Origin of the sequence: Methylorubrum sp. POS3, assembly GCF_043352485.1 — a bacterium.
In the GTDB taxonomy this organism is placed as follows: Bacteria; Pseudomonadota; Alphaproteobacteria; order Rhizobiales; family Beijerinckiaceae; genus Methylobacterium; species Methylobacterium suomiense.
In genome coordinates, this window is record NZ_JAPRBT010000001.1 from 1,661,584 (window position 1) to 1,676,785 (window position 15,202).

16 protein-coding genes are annotated in these 15,202 nt (G+C 70.8%); 7 read left to right on the forward strand and 9 right to left on the reverse strand.

The window, feature by feature from the left end; translation table 11 throughout:
* Nucleotides 1-29: 29 nt before the first annotated feature.
* A complete protein-coding gene (gene cobT / locus OWC43_RS07920; protein WP_393956278.1) occupies nucleotides 30-1,052 on the forward strand; it encodes a nicotinate-nucleotide--dimethylbenzimidazole phosphoribosyltransferase in 1,023 nt (340 codons plus the stop codon).
* A gap of 68 nt (nucleotides 1,053-1,120) precedes the next feature.
* Here the strand turns inward: cobT and chrA are convergent, their stop codons facing one another.
* Together chrA and OWC43_RS07930 are read right to left on the reverse strand one after the other, a co-directional pair.
* The gene (gene chrA, locus OWC43_RS07925) at nucleotides 1,121-2,485 is read right to left on the reverse strand and encodes a chromate efflux transporter (RefSeq protein WP_393958514.1); all 1,365 of its coding nucleotides are present in this window, start codon (nucleotides 2,483-2,485) and stop codon (nucleotides 1,121-1,123) included.
* Between the two features lie 44 nt (nucleotides 2,486-2,529).
* A complete protein-coding gene (locus OWC43_RS07930; RefSeq protein WP_393956279.1) occupies nucleotides 2,530-3,762 on the reverse strand; it encodes an amidase family protein in 1,233 nt (410 codons plus the stop codon).
* Nucleotides 3,763-3,895: 133 nt separating this feature from the next.
* On the opposite strand from OWC43_RS07930, the gene OWC43_RS07935 reads away from it, so the two are divergent.
* From OWC43_RS07935 to OWC43_RS07945, 3 genes are all read left to right on the forward strand, one after another.
* Complete coding sequence (locus tag OWC43_RS07935; RefSeq protein WP_393956280.1) at nucleotides 3,896-4,870, forward strand: extensin family protein; 975 nt, start codon at nucleotides 3,896-3,898, stop codon at nucleotides 4,868-4,870.
* A 246-nt stretch (nucleotides 4,871-5,116) separates the two neighbouring features.
* Nucleotides 5,117-5,584 carry a hypothetical protein gene (locus tag OWC43_RS07940; RefSeq protein WP_137830591.1) on the forward strand — a complete coding sequence of 156 codons (468 nt, stop codon included), beginning with the start codon at nucleotides 5,117-5,119 and terminating at the stop codon, nucleotides 5,582-5,584.
* A gap of 90 nt (nucleotides 5,585-5,674) precedes the next feature.
* Nucleotides 5,675-6,355, forward strand: a complete 681-nt coding sequence (locus OWC43_RS07945) for a ribonuclease T2 (protein WP_137830592.1) — start codon at nucleotides 5,675-5,677, stop codon at nucleotides 6,353-6,355.
* Nucleotides 6,356-6,468: 113 nt separating this feature from the next.
* On the opposite strand, the gene OWC43_RS07950 is transcribed toward OWC43_RS07945, so the two are convergent.
* Nucleotides 6,469-7,620, reverse strand: a complete 1,152-nt coding sequence (locus OWC43_RS07950; protein ID WP_393956281.1) for a glycosyltransferase 61 family protein — start codon at nucleotides 7,618-7,620, stop codon at nucleotides 6,469-6,471.
* Between the two features lie 113 nt (nucleotides 7,621-7,733).
* On the opposite strand from OWC43_RS07950, the gene OWC43_RS07955 reads away from it, so the two are divergent.
* Complete coding sequence (locus OWC43_RS07955; protein WP_393956282.1) at nucleotides 7,734-8,582, forward strand: 23S rRNA (adenine(2030)-N(6))-methyltransferase RlmJ; 849 nt, start codon at nucleotides 7,734-7,736, stop codon at nucleotides 8,580-8,582.
* 35 nt (nucleotides 8,583-8,617) lie between these two features.
* Here OWC43_RS07955 and OWC43_RS07960 read toward each other — a convergent pair whose 3' ends face one another.
* Nucleotides 8,618-8,875: a DUF6894 family protein gene (locus OWC43_RS07960; protein WP_137830595.1), complete on the reverse strand. Its 258-nt coding sequence runs from the start codon at nucleotides 8,873-8,875 to the stop codon at nucleotides 8,618-8,620.
* 11 nt (nucleotides 8,876-8,886) lie between these two features.
* On the reverse strand, nucleotides 8,887-10,320 hold the full coding sequence (locus tag OWC43_RS07965; protein ID WP_137830596.1) for an FAD-linked oxidase C-terminal domain-containing protein: 1,434 nt from the start codon (nucleotides 10,318-10,320) through the stop codon (nucleotides 8,887-8,889).
* A 316-nt stretch (nucleotides 10,321-10,636) separates the two neighbouring features.
* Between OWC43_RS07965 and OWC43_RS07970 the strand changes: the two genes are divergently transcribed.
* Both OWC43_RS07970 and OWC43_RS07975 read left to right on the forward strand, forming a co-directional pair.
* Nucleotides 10,637-10,999 (forward strand): cytochrome c family protein, encoded by a 363-nt coding sequence (locus tag OWC43_RS07970; protein WP_137830597.1) that lies wholly within the window; start codon nucleotides 10,637-10,639, stop codon nucleotides 10,997-10,999.
* A 182-nt stretch (nucleotides 11,000-11,181) separates the two neighbouring features.
* Complete coding sequence (locus OWC43_RS07975) at nucleotides 11,182-11,544, forward strand: c-type cytochrome (protein ID WP_393956283.1); 363 nt, start codon at nucleotides 11,182-11,184, stop codon at nucleotides 11,542-11,544.
* A gap of 113 nt (nucleotides 11,545-11,657) precedes the next feature.
* On the opposite strand, the gene OWC43_RS07980 is transcribed toward OWC43_RS07975, so the two are convergent.
* The 4 genes from OWC43_RS07980 to OWC43_RS07995 form a co-directional block, all read right to left on the reverse strand.
* The gene (locus OWC43_RS07980; RefSeq protein ID WP_393956284.1) at nucleotides 11,658-12,137 is read right to left on the reverse strand and encodes a MarR family winged helix-turn-helix transcriptional regulator; all 480 of its coding nucleotides are present in this window, start codon (nucleotides 12,135-12,137) and stop codon (nucleotides 11,658-11,660) included.
* A 350-nt stretch (nucleotides 12,138-12,487) separates the two neighbouring features.
* Entirely contained in the window at nucleotides 12,488-13,786 is a 1,299-nt protein-coding gene (locus OWC43_RS07985; protein WP_393956285.1) for an HlyC/CorC family transporter, read from the reverse strand.
* A 138-nt stretch (nucleotides 13,787-13,924) separates the two neighbouring features.
* Nucleotides 13,925-14,521, reverse strand: a complete 597-nt coding sequence (locus tag OWC43_RS07990) for a hypothetical protein (RefSeq protein ID WP_373324328.1) — start codon at nucleotides 14,519-14,521, stop codon at nucleotides 13,925-13,927.
* A complete protein-coding gene (locus OWC43_RS07995) occupies nucleotides 14,518-15,201 on the reverse strand; it encodes a DUF1214 domain-containing protein (protein WP_373324327.1) in 684 nt (227 codons plus the stop codon). Before OWC43_RS07995 ends, OWC43_RS07990 begins: the two co-directional genes overlap by 4 nt.
* Between the last annotated feature and the right edge of the window lies 1 nt (nucleotide 15,202).

Consider the following 15,202-nt stretch of genomic DNA (forward strand, 5'->3'; position numbering starts at 1 on the left):
GCAATTTTCGGCAGCCGAGGCTCCCTGCGATGACCGAGAACGCCGCGCCGTTCGCCGATATCCGCCGCCTGATCGCCGAGATGCCCGGCCCCGACACGGATTCCGTCGCCGCGGTCCGGGCCCGCGATGCAACGTTGACCAAGCCGCCGGGCGCCCTCGGGCGGCTCGAAACCCTCGTGGAATGGCTGGCCGCGTGGCAGGGCAAGGCGAAGCCCACCCTCGACCGGCCGCTGGTCTGCGTATTCGCCGGCAGTCATGGAGTGACGGCCCGCGGCGTCTCGGCCTTCCCGCCGGAGGTCAACCGGCAGATGCTCGACAATTTCGCGGCCGGAGGGGCCGCGATCAACCAGCTCTGCGCCGCCTACGGCCTCGGCTTCCGGGTGTTCGACCTCGCCGTCGATCTGCCGACCGGCGATATCTGCGAAGGCCCGGCGCTCGATGAGAAGGGGTGCGTCGCCACCATGGCCTTCGGCATGGAGGCGGTCGCCGCCGGCACCGACGGCCTCGCCATCGGCGAGATGGGCATCGGCAACACCACCGTCGCGGCGGCGATCTACGCCGCGCTCTACGGCGGCGATCCGGCCCATTGGGTCGGGCGCGGTACGGGGGTGGATGCGGGTGGCCTCGCCCGCAAGGCGGACGCCGTGCGCCTCGCGCTCCAGACCCATGCCGGCCATCTCGACGATCCGCTCCAGGTGCTCGCCCGTCTCGGCGGCCGGGAGATCGCCGCTATGGCCGGCGCGATCCTCGCCGCGCGGCTCCAGCGGGTGCCGGTGGTGCTCGACGGCTACGTGGCGACCGCCGCGGCCGCCGTGCTGCACGCCCTCGACGCATCCGCCCTCGACCATTGCGTCGCCGGCCATCTCTCGGCCGAGGGCGCCCATGCGGAGGTGCTGGAGCGGCTCGGGCTCGAACCGCTCCTGTCGCTGGGCATGCGCCTCGGCGAGGCCTCCGGCGCCGCCCTGGCGATGAGCCTCCTCAAGGGCGCGCTCGCCTGCCACCGCGACATGGCAACCTTCGAGCAGGCGGGGGTGTCGGGCAAGGCGGGTTGAGCGGTTGCTCGAACGCCCCCTCCCACCCAAGCCCCTCACGATGAAGGGGGGAGAGCGGGAGATACGCTTCAGGCGATTCCAGCCAGATGCAGCCCGACGCCTGCGGCGGAGGCCGCGAGCAGCGTCGGGATCACGCCTGCGCGGAAGCGGAACACCGCCAGGATCGCGGCGGCGCTCAGGACCAGCGCCGGCCCGTTCAGGCTCGACCAGACCGGGATGTCGAGCCGCAGCCCGAAACCCGGATGCAGGCTGCGGATCTCCGAGAACAGCAGGTGCAGCGCGAACCAGACCGCGAGGTTGAGGATCACCCCCACCACCGCCGCGGTGATCGCCGCGAGCGCGCCCGACAACGACCGGTTCCCCCGCAGGGCCTCGACATAGGGGGCGCCCGCGAAGATCCAGAGGAAGCAGGGCAGGAAGGTCACCCAGGTGGTGAGCAGCCCGCCGAGCACGCCCGCGACGTAGGGGTCGAGCCCGCTCGCCTGCCGGAAGGCGCCGAGGAAGCCGACGAACTGGGTCACCATGATGAGCGGGCCGGGCGTCGTCTCGGCGAGCCCCAGCCCGTCGAGCATCTCGCCGGGTTTCAGCCAGCCATAGGTGTCGACCGCCGCCTGCGCGACGTAGGCCAGGACCGCGTAGGCGCCGCCGAAGGTGACGACGGCCATCTTGGAGAAGAAGACCGCGATCGCGCTGAAGACGTGGTTCGTCCCGAGTCCGATCACCAAGGCCAGCACCGGCCCGAGCCAGAGCGCCAGGAGCGCAGCCGAGAGCATCAGCGTTCGGCGCGGAGCGGGCCGGGCATGGGCCGGCACGCCGAGGCCCAGCAGGCTGTCGGCATCGGCCAGGCCGTTCTCCGCCGCGCTGCCGTGACCGCCGGTGCGGAAGCTTTTCGCCCCGGCTCGCGTCCCCGCATAGCCGATGAAGCCCGCCGCCAGCACGATCAGCGGGAACGGCACGTCGAACAGGAAGATCGCCGCGAAGGCACCGGCGGCGATCCCGCGCATCGCGCCGTTGCGCAAGGCCCGGGCGCCCAGCCGCACCACCGCCTGAAGCACGATGGCGAGCACCGCGCATTTGAGGCCGAAGAACAGGCCGCCGACGATCCCGACCCCGCCATAGGCCGCGTAGATCAGGCTGAGACCCATGATCGAGACGAGGCCGGGCAGCACGAACAGCCCGCCCGCGATCAGCCCACCCGCCGTACGGTGCATCAGCCAGCCGATATAGGTGGCGAGCTGCTGCGCCTCGGGGCCGGGCAGCAGGGTGCAGAAGGACAGCGCGTGGAGGAAGCGCCCCTCGCCGATCCAGCGCTTCTCCTCGACGAGGATGCGGTGCATCACCGCGATCTGCCCGGCCGGGCCGCCGAAGCTCAGGAGCGCGATCCGGGCCCAGACGCGGGCCGCCTCGGCGAGGGTGACGCCGTGATCGGGCATATGCGCCGCCGTTTCGGCGCGTGCGGCGGCCTGATCCAAGGCGCCTAATCCCGCATCCGCAGGGCTGCCTCGATCATCCCGGCAAGCGCCAGGGCCCGCCCGTCATCCCCGAAGCGGGCAATCACCTGAACCCCGAGCGGCAATCCGTCTCCGGGCACCGGGACGGTGACGCAGGGAACACCCATCAGCGTCCAGAGCCGGTTGAAGCGGGCATCCCCCGTGGTGGCGCGGTCGGGCGCGCGGCCGACGGCGGACACGGTCAGGATCGCGTCGAAGTCCGCGAACATGTCCTTCAGCTGGCGGCGCGCCCGGTGGGCGTCCCGGCGGGCCGAGTCGTACTGCGCGGCGGTGAGCGCCTGCGCCCGGTCGAGTTGGGCCCCGAGCACCGGCGGCAGCGCCGCGCGATGGGTCGCATATTCCCAGGCCAGCGCTTGGCGGGCTTCGAAATCCTGCACCGTCGGATGGGCGGCCCAAGCGCGGGCGAAGGGGTCCGGCAGCGCGAGGTCGAAGACGCGCGCCCCCGCCCGCTCGGCGGCCTGGCCCGCGCGGGCGAGCGCCGCGAGGGCCTCCGCATCGGCCTCGCCGGCGAAATCCTGGCGACAGAGCGCGATCCGGGGCGCCGGCGGCACCTCCGTCTCGATCTCGGGCCGCTCGACGATCAGGGCCAGCGCGCGGGCGAGGTCGGGCACGCCGCGGGCGAACAGCCCCACGGTGTCGAGGGCCCAGGAGAAGGTCTTCACCCCCACCGTCGGGATCAGCCGGAACGAGGGCTTGATCGCCGCGATCCCGCAGAAGGCGGCCGGGCGGATCACCGACCCCCCGGTCTGGGTGCCGAGCGCCAGCGGCAGGAGTCCAGCGGCGATCGCGGCGGCCGAGCCGGAAGAGGAGCCCCCCGGCGTGCGGGCGGGATCGTGCGGGTTCGCCGTCCCGCACGGGTCGAGTCCGGCGAAGGCGGTGGTCGCGGTCTTGGCGAGCGGCACGGCACCGAGCGCCCTGAGCCGCGCCACCACCGCCGCATCGGCCCGGGGGCGCCAGCCGGCATGGATCGGCGAGCCGTGCTCGGTCGCCATGTCGGCGGTGTCGATGATGTCCTTGATGCCGACCGCGATGCCGGCGAGCGGACCCTCCGCCGGAACGGGGCCCTCCGGTGCGGTGCGGAGGATCGCGCCGAGGCTTCCGTCGCGCTCCGTGATCGCCGCGCGGGCCCCGCGGATCGCCGCGTCCGGCGAGAGGGTGCCGGACTCGATGCGGGCGCGGAGATCGAGAAGCGAGATCATGCTCCCGGGGTGGGGCGCGGGCGCCCGTCCTGTCAACACCGCTCCACAGGGGCGATGCGCCGGAGCCACGGTCCGGACGCGTCCGTCCGCATCGTTAGCGGAGCATTTACGGAAAGGCGCGCAACGTCGCCTCATGTGGCGTAAAGTGTTTGCGTTCTCGGCTCTGGCGCTGTTCGGCGCGGGCCTCACCGGTTGCGCGATCAACCGCTTCGAGCGCCGTGAGGCGTGGCGCGACCAGGCGGAGCAGGCTTGCATCGCCCGGAAGCTGGTTCAACCGACCTCGTGGGTCTCGCTGGCGCGCGAGATCGACGGGCCGGGCCCCTGCGGCATGCAGCAGCCGTTCCGGGTGACCCGGCTCGGCAACGGCACCGTCGCGCTCAAGCAGCGGATGACGCTGGCCTGCCCGGCTTTGGCCGAGGCCGAGGCGTGGCTCGCCGACACGATCCAGCCCGCCGCCAATCTCTATTTCGGCGTGCCGGTCGCCGAGATCAACGCGGGCTCCTATTCCTGCCGCGGGCGCAACAATCAGGTCGGCGCCAAGCTGTCCGAGCATTCCTTCGGCAACGCCGTCGACATCATGTCCTTCACCCTGGCCGACGGCCACGTCATCACCGTCAAGGGCGGATGGCGCGGCACCGAAGCCGAGCAGGGTTTTCTGCGCGAGGTCTTCGTCGGGGCCTGCGCCCGCTTCACCACGGTGCTGGCGCCTGGGTCGAACGTGTTCCACTACGACCACATCCACGTCGATCTCGCCCGCCACGACCCGCGGGGCCTGAGGCGCGTCTGCAAGCCGCTGCTCAAGTTCGAGTCGCAGCTCTACGCCGCCGACGGCACGCCGCGGCCGATGGCGACGCCCCGCCCGCCCGCGCGCCAGCCGGCGGCGCCCCAGGCACCGGTCGATGTGGAGGAAGACGATCCCTACGGCCTGTCGCCGACCTCGTCGCGGAATGGCGGCGCCCGCTTCGCGCGGAGCCCGAGCCCCTCAGCGCCCTCGGCCTACGCCGCCGCGCCGCCTCCGGCCCGGCCCCGCGTGGCCGCCGCCCCCGCCGCCGAGGACGAGGCGGAGGCGATGCCCGCGCACGGCCCCTCGGACGAGCCGATCTACTGAGGCCGTTCAAGCGGTTCGGCATGCCGACATCGAAACGGCGTCCCACCCACTTTCCTCATCCTGGGGCGGCGGCGCTTCGCTCCGCACCTCAGGATGAGGGGGGAGGGGCGTCCCTGAGGCGTTCCGGCACTGTGCCCCCCAAACCCCAACCGCTGCCAAAACGACCGCTCCACCCGGCATAAGCTTGACTTGGGAGCGCCGCCCGTCATCGTCTTTCGCCATCCTCAACAGGCGGACCCGACCGGCATGCGCCCGAACCTTCCCCTCGCCGTCCTGGCGTTGGGCCTCGTCACGGTCTCCTCCGTGGTCCCGGCCTTCGCCCGCTCCGGCCGCGAAGAGATCTCGCCCGCCGAGGAGCAGACCTTCCCCTACGATGCCCAGATTCCCGGCTGCCAGGATGCCGAGGTGCTGGAAACGGTCTCGACCCAGTTCGCCGAGAAGGAGGCGAAGTTCTGGAACTCGTCGCTGACGATCCTCTCCTACGAGCGGATCGAGCGCACCGCATGGCGGCCCTACGGCGTCGACTTCATCCCCCGGCGCTACTGCTCGGCGGTCGCCACAACCTCCGATGGGGTGCGTCGCAAGGTCGATTACTCCGTGCGCGAGAGCATGGGCTTCATCGGTGCGTCCTGGGGCGTCGATTTCTGCGTCCACGGCCTCGACCGCAATCTCGCCTACGCCTATGCCACCGCCTGCCGGATGGCCCGGCCCTGACGACGAGGCAGCGACGCGCGCGGGCACACGCTTGACTTGCGCTCGCGGCCCGGCATCGTCCGGTCGCCGATCCGCGCTTTCGAGACCTCCATGCTCGCCCGCTCCCTCGCCGCGCTCGCCCTGGCGCTGACGCTCGCCCCCGCCGCGGGGGCACAGGATTTCGGCGGGTTCCGCCGCGGTGGCGGCGGCGGCGAGCCGGGGGCGTTCGATTTCTACGTGCTCGCCCTGTCCTGGTCGCCGACCTATTGCGACGGAGAGGGGGCGCGCCGCGACCGCGACGGCCAATGCGCCCCCGGCCGCGGGCTCGGCTTCGTCGTTCACGGTCTCTGGCCGCAATATCAGCGGGGCTATCCCTCGAACTGCTCCGCGGTCGAGCGTTCGCTCACCCGCAACGCCGTCGAGGCCGCGGGCGAGATCATGCCGAGCGAGGGGCTTGCCCGCCACGAATGGCGCACCCACGGCACCTGCTCCGGCCTCGATCCGGTCGCGTATTTCAAGGCGGTGAAGACCGCCCGCGAGGCGGTGACGGTCCCCGACGCCTTCGTGAAGCCGAGCGGCACGATCCAGACCGCGCCGATCGACATCGCCCGGCAGTTCGTCGCGGCCAACCGGGGCTTGCGCCCCGACATGATGTCCGTGACCTGCCGCCGGGGGCAGCTGCAGGAGGTGCGGATCTGCTTCTCCAAGGACCTGCGCGGCTTCACCCCCTGCCCGGAGGTGGCGCGCCAGAATTGCCGCGCGGGTGAAGTGACGATCGAGGCGGCACGCTAGGGCGCTCTGTTTTTCTCGGTCAGAGCCGCACGCTCTATCTCTCTGTGGCCGCACGATGATTTCGGAAAACAGGATTCCCTGTTCCGCATCGTGCTCCCGAGCATCGGCTTGCGTCAGGCCCGTCGCATCAGGCGCGAGATGATGCGGCCGAGCCGGTGGCGCAGCCGGGTCAGCCCTAGCCGTATCGCCTGGCGTCTGGTTCCCATCAGCCGGTCGAAGGCGAGACCGAGGGGCAGGTCGGCGAGCTCGCAGGCCGAGGCGTTCAGGTACTGGTAGTGCTGCCCGCGTTTGGCCGCGAGGATCAGGAACCACGGTCGCAGCGCGCCCTGGCCGTCGAGGTCGAGATTCAGTTCCAGCACCCGCAGATGCGGTCCGCCGAACACGATGTTGCTGAGCCCCGCACCATGGGCCGCCACCACGTGGCTCGCCCCGGCGAACAGGCGGATCTGATCGGCCATGGTGAGCCGTTCGAGCTGCACCCGCTTGAAGCCGTGCAGGGCGAGATGCCGGTCGAGGGTGCAGATCGCCCGCGGATCGAGCAGGCGGGAATCGCGCACCCGCTCGATGAAGATGCGCCGCGGGAGCGGCCGGGCCGACTCCGGAGGCACGGCCCGGACCAAGGTCGCGAACGTGTCGAAGGTCTCGTCGAACAGGTGGAGCGCGGCGGGCTGGTCGTGGTTCGGCCAGATCAGGTGAAGGTTGCGCGGCCGGTAGAGGCCGTCCGGCACCCAGCGGACCTGTCCGGCCTGCCCGCTCAGGGCGAGAAGCTGGTCGAGCATCGCCGGGCCATCCCCGGGGGCCTCGGAGCGGCGGGCCGGCAGCACCGCCGCCGCCGCCGGCAGCTGCGCCAGGGCGAGCGGCAGCTTCGGCAGCGCCAGCATCAGGAGATGGAAGTGATTGTCCCAGGCGCAGTCGACGACGGTGACCCAATCCTCGTCGATGTCCTGGGCCGCCTGAAGGCGCTCCGGCGTCAAGGTCGGATCGGCGCGGGCGAACATCGCGGTCTCGCGGACCTGGCGCCCCTCGGCCGTGAAGGCGATGCCGTCGACGCCGGGGCCGAACAGCAGGCAGCCGCGGGGAATCGTGACCACGTCGAGCCGCATCGGCCGGGTTGTGCCGCGGTAAGGAACCTGCTTCAGGAGGGCGGACGGGCTCTGGCCGCCGAAGGAGGCGACGACCGCTTCGTCGATGCGGGGATCCCGCCCGACGGCGATGGTCCGGCGCTCGGTGAGGTCCGTGACGGCGATGGGCGGCGCCGGGCTCATCGGCCGGATCGGTCCCCGTCGGGCGTCCCGTCCCCGAACCCGCGCAACAGGAAAGCTGGCATCATGGTCCGATCGCGACGGAACGAGGATCGGGCGGAGCCCCCGGCCGTCCGGTGAACTATCGCCACGCCTTCCATGCCGGCAATTTCGCCGACGTTCTCAAGCATCTCGTGCTGGTGCGGGTGCTAGCACACCTCGCCGCCAAGCCGAAGCCGTTCCGCGCCGTCGATACCCATGCGGGCATCGGGCTCTACGATCTCGACGCCGACGAGGCCGGGCGCACCGGCGAGTGGCATGACGGGATCGGCCGGCTCGACACGCCCTTTCCGCCCGCGATCGAGGCGCTTCTCGCTCCCTACCGGGAGGCCCTGGCGGCGGTGCGGGCCCGACACGGCGCCACGGTCTATCCGGGCTCGCCCGCGATCATCCGGGAGGCCCTGCGGGCGGGCGACAAGGGCGTGTTCGTCGAGCTGCACCCGGTCGATGCCGCCACGCTCGCCGCGCGCTACGCCAGCGATTCCCGCACCAAGGTGCTGCATCTCGACGGCTGGACCGCCCTCAACGCCCTGATCCCGCCGCCGGAGCGCCGGGGGCTCGTGCTGATCGACCCGCCCTACGAGGAGCGCGGCGAGATCGACCGGCTGGGCACGAGCCTGCTCAAGGCCGCGCGCAAATGGCCGACCGGGATCTTCCTGGGCTGGTATCCGATCAAGGATCCCGCCGGGATCGACCGTATGGCCGCCGCGCTCGATGCGGGTCTGGAGCGACCGGCCCTGCGCCTCGACCTCATGATCGAGCGGCCCGACGACCCGACGCGGCTGTCCGGCACCGGATTGATCGTCATCAATCCGCCCTGGACGCTCGCCGCCGAGGCGGAACAGTTCCTGCCCGCCCTCGCCGAACGGCTGGCGCGGAGCGGCTACGGCGCGTTCCGCTGCGAGCGGCTGGGGCCCGAGGGGTAGCGCGCCGCCCCGACCTGGTAAGGCCCGCGCCGGCGTCAGTGGAGGGTGTCGTCGCCCTCCGGCGGTGTATCGACGGCTTCCGAGAAGGGAAACTCGAACACCGTCTCGCCGGACGCGTCCGCGACGATCAGGCTCGCGGTGATCAGCCGGCTCGTATCGGGTTCCTCGGACAGGCTCTCGCGGATCGTCGCCCGGGCGACGCGCCACGCATGGTCGGGATCGTGCAGCTCCACGCCCTCCTCGTCGGTGAGGAGGGCGTCGCCGATCCGGGTGTGGAAGAAGTAACGGGGCATCCGCGCAACCCTCAGGCGGCCACCCGGCCCTCCAGCGGAAACACCTTGGCGGGGTTCATCAGCCAAGCGGGGTCGAACACGTTGCGCACCCGCATCTGCTGCTCGAGGTCTTCCTGGGCGTATTGGAAACGCATCAGCTCGCGCTTCTCGATGCCGACGCCGTGCTCGCCGGTGAGGCAACCGCCGACCTCGACGCAGAGCTTGAGGATCGCGTCGCCCGCGGCCTCCGCCTTCTGCAACTCGCCCGGCTTGTTGATGTCGAACAGGATCAGCGGGTGCAGGTTGCCGTCGCCCGCGTGGAACACGTTGGCGACGCGCAGGCCCTGATCGGCGCAGATCGCACCGATGCGCTCCAGCACCGGGCCGAGCTGGCCGGTCGGGATCGTGCCGTCCATGCAGATGTAATCGGAGATGCGGCCGGTGGCGCCGAAGGCGGATTTCCGTCCCTTCCAGATCGCCGCCGACTCGGCCTCCGACTTCGAGACCCGGATGCTGGTCGGGTTGAAGCGCGCCGCGATGGCCTCGATGCGGGCCAGCATGTCGGTGCATTCCTCGTCCGACCCCTCGACCTCGATGATCAGCATCGCGGCGGCGTCGCGCGGATAGCCGGCTCCCGAGAAATCGTCGGTGATGAGGATCGCCTCCCGGTCCATGTACTCGATGGCGACCGGGATGATGCCGGCGGCGATGATCGCGGCGGTGCAGGCACCGGCATCCTCCACCGACGAGAAGCCGACCAGGGCGGGCCGGGCCCCCTCCGCCGCCCGCAGGATGCGCACGGTCGCCTCCGTGACGATGCCGAGCTGTCCCTCGGAGCCGCAGATCAGGCCGAGCAGATCGTAGCCGCCGGCATCGAGATGCTGGCCGCCGAGCTCGACCACGGTGCCGTCGTTGGTCACCAGCGTCACGCCCATGAGGTTGTTGGTCGTCACGCCGTATTTCAGGCAATGGGCGCCGCCCGAATTCATGGCGATGTTGCCCGCGATGGTGCAGGCGAGCTGGCTGGACGGATCGGGGGCGTAGAAGAAGCCCTCATGCGCCACCGCGCCCGAGATCGCGAGATTGGTGATGCCGGCCTCGACCCGCGCGGTGCGGTTGGCGAAATCGAGATCGAGGATGCGGGTCATCTTGCCGACGCCGAGGATGATCGCGTCCTCCTGAGCGATGGCCCCGCCCGCGAGGGAGGTGCCGGCCCCCCGCGGCACCACGCGCACGCCGTTGGCGTGGCAGAAGGCCATGACCCGCGACACCTCCTCGGTCGTGGAGGGCAGCACCACGGCGAGCGGCATCTTGCGGTAGGCGGTGAGCCCGTCGGTCTCGAAGGCGCGGCGCTCGTCCTCGGTGGTCACCAGCGCCTCGGGGGCGACGAGCGCGGCCAAACCTTCGACGATCGCCTCGCGACGGGCGACGACGTCCGCATCGGGGGTGGGAAAGGCGATCGACATGGCCGGCATCTCCTCGAATTGTTCTGTGGGCACCGTAGTCGGATTCTTGCCGAGGCGATTGCGCACACGTGTCCGCGTTGCGTCAGCCATCTTCGACAGGATCGGGCGCCGAATAGACATCGAGTGTAGCGCGAAACGCCGGGCGGCGCACGCCGCCGTACCGTCGCGCGGGGGCCGGAACCCTGAGGCGCCTGACATGCGTTACCGGGTGTCAGCTCGACTGGACGGTGGCACAGCTTAGTCTATATCTGTTCTAAGGCAGGAAGCTCTGCCGCAAGCGGGGGCACGTGGGTCGCCCCCCGGAGGAAAAAACACGATGCGTCACCTCATCCTCGGCGCCGCTCTCGCAGTGCTGATGCCGATCGCAGCCCAGGCCGAGGGCGATGCCGCCGCCGGCGAGAAGGCGTTCGCACCCTGCAAGGCCTGTCACAACTTCGAGAAGAACGGCGTCGGCCCGAACCTCAAGGGTGTCGTCGGGCGCAAGGCGGCTTCGGCCGAAGGCTACAGCTACTCGCAGGCGCTCAAGGATTCCGGGCTCACCTGGGACGAGGCCAACCTCAAGGAATGGCTGATCGGCCCGGCCACCAACAAGGTGAAGGGCACCAAGATGGCCTATCCGGGCCTCAAGGACGAGAAGAAGGTCGAGGACGTCATCGCCTATCTCAAGTCCAAGTCCTGATCCCGAAAGGGTCCGAGGGCCCGGCTGCAGGCAGCCGGGCCTTTTCGGTTTCGCTCATACCGTGCGGAGGGTGAGCGAAACTCGCGGGGCCCGCATCGCCCAAGGCCGTGCGGGTCTTTCTCAGGAACGAAACCTCTGCACGCGCGCGCCGGAACCGGCCGCATCCAAGGAGGAAAACGACAATGCGTCATCTGATCCTCGGCGCCGCTTTCGCGCTGCTTCTGCCCGTCGCCGCCCAGGCCGAGGGCGATGCCGCCGCCGGCGAGAAGGCGTTCGCGCCCTGCAAGTCCTGCCACAACTTCGAGAAGAACGGCGTCGGTCCGCAGCTCAAGGGCATCGTCGGCGAGAAGGCCGGCCAGGGCCGTGACGGCTACGCCTTCTCCGAAGCTCTGAAGAACTCGGGCATCACCTGGGACGAGGCCAACCTCAAGGAATGGCTGATCGACCCGAAGAAGAAGGTCCCCGGCACCAAGATGGTCTTCCCGGGCATCAAGGACGAGAAGAAGGTCGACGACATCATCGCCTACCTCAAGACCAAGTCCTGACCGGACGCGTTGCGCCGGATTTCTTGTCCGGCGCCTAACGGAAAAGCCGCCTCGGTTTCGAGGCGGCTTTTTTGTCGAACTGGGACGCAGGTCCGCCGCGCCGAGGATTCCGATCAGCCGTGTTCGGCGACGGCATCCGTGCCGGCCGCACCGACATGCAGGGAGTCGCGCATCATCGCGAGGCTCTCCAGCAGCGTGCGGCGTTCCGCCAGCGACATGCCGGTCATGCCGCCGACCGTGTTGGGCACGCAGTCCATCTGTCCCTTGAGGCCACGCCCCTTCTCGGTCAGGAAGATGCTGACCTGTCGCTCGTCCGGCCGGTCGCGAGCCCGGCGGACATGACCCGAGGCTTCCAACCGCTTCAGCAGCGGCGTGAGCGTGCCGGAATCGAGGAAGAGCCGGCTACCGATCTCCTTGACCGACAGGCCCTCTTCTTCCCAGAGGACCAGCAGCACGAGATATTGCGGGTAGGTCAGCTCGTGATGGGCGAGCAGGTTGCGATAGGCGCGGCCAAAGGCGTGCGCTGCTGCGTAGACGGCGAAGCAGAGCTGATTGTCCAGTCTTTGCGGGTCGTCCCGTCCCGGGTCACTCATCGTCGATCCTCACTACGCGTCGCGTCCCGCCTCGATCTCCGTGGGGTGTGAGTCGAACACGGCAGGGCACGGGCGGCGAACCACCTCAAGTATGATCGGCCCCCGGAAGTGCCAACCCGCCGAAGGCGAGCCTGGCTCCGCGCACGCACGACGAACCGCACGAACATCAGCCCAACACGCCGGAAATGCGCGAAGGCCGGGATGATCGCGCGGCGGACAGCGTGCGACAGACCTAAGTGCCAGACATTAGAGGAACATCTTGCAGGGCACAATCAAACTGTGCGCAGCGCAACCCCCCGCTCAGGTGATGGCTCCAATGCGCCGTCCGGTGGTGGGCCTGGTTGGGTGCCTCACGCCTCCCGACGGGCCGCCGGGATCGGGGTGAGGCGCGTGATGCGGAGCGACGTGATACGGTTGCGCGCCTTGCGCAGAACCTGAAATCGGAAGCCGTGAAAGTTGAAGGCGGTGCCGGCATCCGGGATGGCGCGGGCCTCGTGGATCACGAGGCCGGCCACCGTGGTGGCCTCGGCATCGGGCAGGTTCCAGTCCATCGCCCGGTTGAGGTCGCGCACCGCCACGCTGCCCTCGGCCAGCACCGAGCCGTCCGCCTGCGGCCGGACGCCGGAGACGGCCACATCGTGCTCGTCGGCGATGTCGCCGACGATCTCCTCCAGGATGTCCTCGAGGGTCACGAGCCCCATCACCTCGCCGTACTCGTCGACCACCAGGGCGAAGTGCGTCTTGCGGTTCAGGAAGGCCTTGAGCTGGTCCCGCAGGGTCGTGGTGTCGGGCACGAACCACGTCTCCAGCGCCAAGGCCTCGACCTTGAGGCCCGCCGCCACGCCGCCCGCGGCATCCAGCGCCCGGAGCAGATCCTTGGCGTGCAGCACGCCGACGATGTTCTCGTGGCTGTCCCGCCAGAGCGGCATGCGGGTGTAGGGCGAGGCCAGCACCGCCCGGACGATCTCCTCCGAGGAGAGGCCGGCGTCGATGGTGCGCATCTTGGTGCGGTGGACCATCACTTCGGCCACCGTCAGCTCGCCGAGATCGAGCAGCCCGCCCAGCATGTCGCGCTGCGCCTTCTCGACCCCGCCCTCGCGGTGGAGCAGGGCGACCTGGCCCCTGATCTCCTCGGTGGGCGTGAGGATCGAGCGGCCCGCATCGATCGACAGGCCGAAGGGACGCAGGAGGATCCGCACCAGCGCCTCGACGGCGAGCGCCAACGGCCCGAGCAGCCCCACCGCGAAGGCGACCGGCCGGGCGGAGGCGAGGGCGATCCGGTCGGGATTGTTGATCGCGAGGGTCTTGGGCAGCACCTGCGCGAAGGCGATGACGAGCACCGACAGGGCGGCGGTGGCGTAGAGCACGCCGACTTTGCCGAACAGATGGACCAGGACACCCGTGGTGAAGGCCGCTGCGCCGATGGCGACGACGTTGTAGCCGATCAGCATCGCGCCGATGAACCGCTCGCGCCCGGCCAGGATCCGGTTGACGATGCCAGCCTGCCGGCTGCCCGCATTCTCCAGAGCCAGGATCCGGGCCCGGGAAGCGGCGGTGAAGGCGGTCTCGGCGCCCGCGAAGAAGGCCGACAGGATCAGGGCGATCCCGACGATCCCCGCCGCGAACCAGAATTCGGTGTGGTCGTCCATGGGCGCGGCGCGTCCGGTCCTCGGCCCGCACGCGGGCGGCGGGCGGCACCGGGGCAGTATAGCGCGAACCGGGACCGTTGGGGCTTCGAACGACGCCGGAGCGCCCCGCTCGCCGCCGCGGGGGGCGGGGCGGGATGATCAGCCCTTGCCGTCCTCCGCCGTCGGCTCGGCCGGACTGTCGATGGTGCAGCCGACCGCCTGGACCGCGGCGTCGGCGGCGGCGCGCTGGCTCGGCAGGGCGGCGATGACCCGGACCACCGCGAAGCCCCGGCGGGCGGGCGCGACGATCCGCACGTCCCGGGTCACCTCGCCGGCGACATCGTTGGCGAGCGCCTCGTCCAGCTGTGCCCGGGTCATCACCACGAGGTCGAGGCCGCCGCGCACCGCCGCCTGATCGGTCAGCGCGTAGAAGGCGCCGCGCCGGGCATGGACCGAGACCGAGAGCATCAGCGTCCCCGCCTGGGCCGAGACCCGCATCGGCCCATCGTCGAGATCGTAGGAGCAGACGCCCACCGACACCGCCGGATCGGGGTTGGGCAACCAGGATTCCTGCGGCGGGGCCTCGCCGGACAATCCGTGGATGCGCAAGGGGTGGTCGAGGGTCTCGGAGGCCTGCGCCCGGGAGAAGGCGTCGCTCTCCGCGAAGCGCGGGATCGCCAGCACGGTCGCGACGTGGACGAGGCCGGCCAGCACCAGCCCGGCGGCGGTGGCGAGGAGGAACGGGCCCCGTCTCATCGGGCGCATCCCACGCGCGCGATCGCCGGCAGGCTGTCCCGGTCGAGCGAACTGACGCTCGCGGCCACCGGCGTGTCGTAGAGGCGCAGCGCGAGGCGCACCGGCCCGCGCGGGCGCGGCATCGGCAGCCAATTGCCGGGCTGGACCTCGGGGGAGAGTAGGATCGCGAACAGTCCGTCGGCCTCGCGGAGGATCTCGGTGGAGGTGAAGCCCTCGCGGATCGGCGCCTGCTCCGTGGCGCCGCGGCCGGTGACGGTGAGCGTCCAGGCGCGGGCCGGGGGCGTCATGCCCGAAAGCCGGTAGGTGCAGGCGGCGTCCAGCGCCCGGCCGTCATCGTCCACGGCGGCCGTGAGCAGCATGCCCTCGCCGACCGCGAGGGGAATGTCGCCGCGCCGCGCGTTGACGGCACGCGAATAGGGGTCCGCATCCAGGGACCCGGCCTTGGGCCAAGCCGTCCAGCTGCCGATCGCGGTGCCGCCGAAGGGGTAGCCGCCGCTCGTGGCGTAGTCGGCGCTGACGAGGCCGAGGATGCCGCCGAGCGTCAGCGCGTAGACGACGAGCCCGACCCGCGAGCTGCGCGAGACCGCGCCGCGCAGATGCGCGCCGAGGCCGGAGAGCGTCCCCCGCCGTGCGGGCGTCCGGGCCGCCGGGCCGGATCCGGTCGGTGCCTGCATGTCCATG

Coding starts and splice junctions, on each gene's coding strand:
- cobT (WP_393956278.1), top strand. CDS start 30: ATGACCGAGAACGCCGCGCCGTTCGCCGATATCCGCCGCCTGATCGCC.
- chrA (WP_393958514.1), bottom strand. CDS start 2,485: ATGCCCGATCACGGCGTCACCCTCGCCGAGGCGGCCCGCGTCTGGGCC.
- OWC43_RS07930 (WP_393956279.1), bottom strand. CDS start 3,762: ATGATCTCGCTTCTCGATCTCCGCGCCCGCATCGAGTCCGGCACCCTC.
- OWC43_RS07935 (WP_393956280.1), top strand. CDS start 3,896: ATGTGGCGTAAAGTGTTTGCGTTCTCGGCTCTGGCGCTGTTCGGCGCG.
- OWC43_RS07940 (WP_137830591.1), top strand. CDS start 5,117: ATGCGCCCGAACCTTCCCCTCGCCGTCCTGGCGTTGGGCCTCGTCACG.
- OWC43_RS07945 (WP_137830592.1), top strand. CDS start 5,675: ATGCTCGCCCGCTCCCTCGCCGCGCTCGCCCTGGCGCTGACGCTCGCC.
- OWC43_RS07950 (WP_393956281.1), bottom strand. CDS start 7,620: ATGAGCCCGGCGCCGCCCATCGCCGTCACGGACCTCACCGAGCGCCGG.
- OWC43_RS07960 (WP_137830595.1), bottom strand. CDS start 8,875: ATGCCCCGTTACTTCTTCCACACCCGGATCGGCGACGCCCTCCTCACC.
- OWC43_RS07965 (WP_137830596.1), bottom strand. CDS start 10,320: ATGTCGATCGCCTTTCCCACCCCCGATGCGGACGTCGTCGCCCGTCGC.
- OWC43_RS07970 (WP_137830597.1), top strand. CDS start 10,637: ATGCGTCACCTCATCCTCGGCGCCGCTCTCGCAGTGCTGATGCCGATC.
- OWC43_RS07975 (WP_393956283.1), top strand. CDS start 11,182: ATGCGTCATCTGATCCTCGGCGCCGCTTTCGCGCTGCTTCTGCCCGTC.
- OWC43_RS07980 (WP_393956284.1), bottom strand. CDS start 12,137: ATGAGTGACCCGGGACGGGACGACCCGCAAAGACTGGACAATCAGCTC.
- OWC43_RS07985 (WP_393956285.1), bottom strand. CDS start 13,786: ATGGACGACCACACCGAATTCTGGTTCGCGGCGGGGATCGTCGGGATC.
- OWC43_RS07990 (WP_373324328.1), bottom strand. CDS start 14,521: ATGAGACGGGGCCCGTTCCTCCTCGCCACCGCCGCCGGGCTGGTGCTG.
- OWC43_RS07995 (WP_373324327.1), bottom strand. CDS start 15,201: ATGGACATGCAGGCACCGACCGGATCCGGCCCGGCGGCCCGGACGCCC.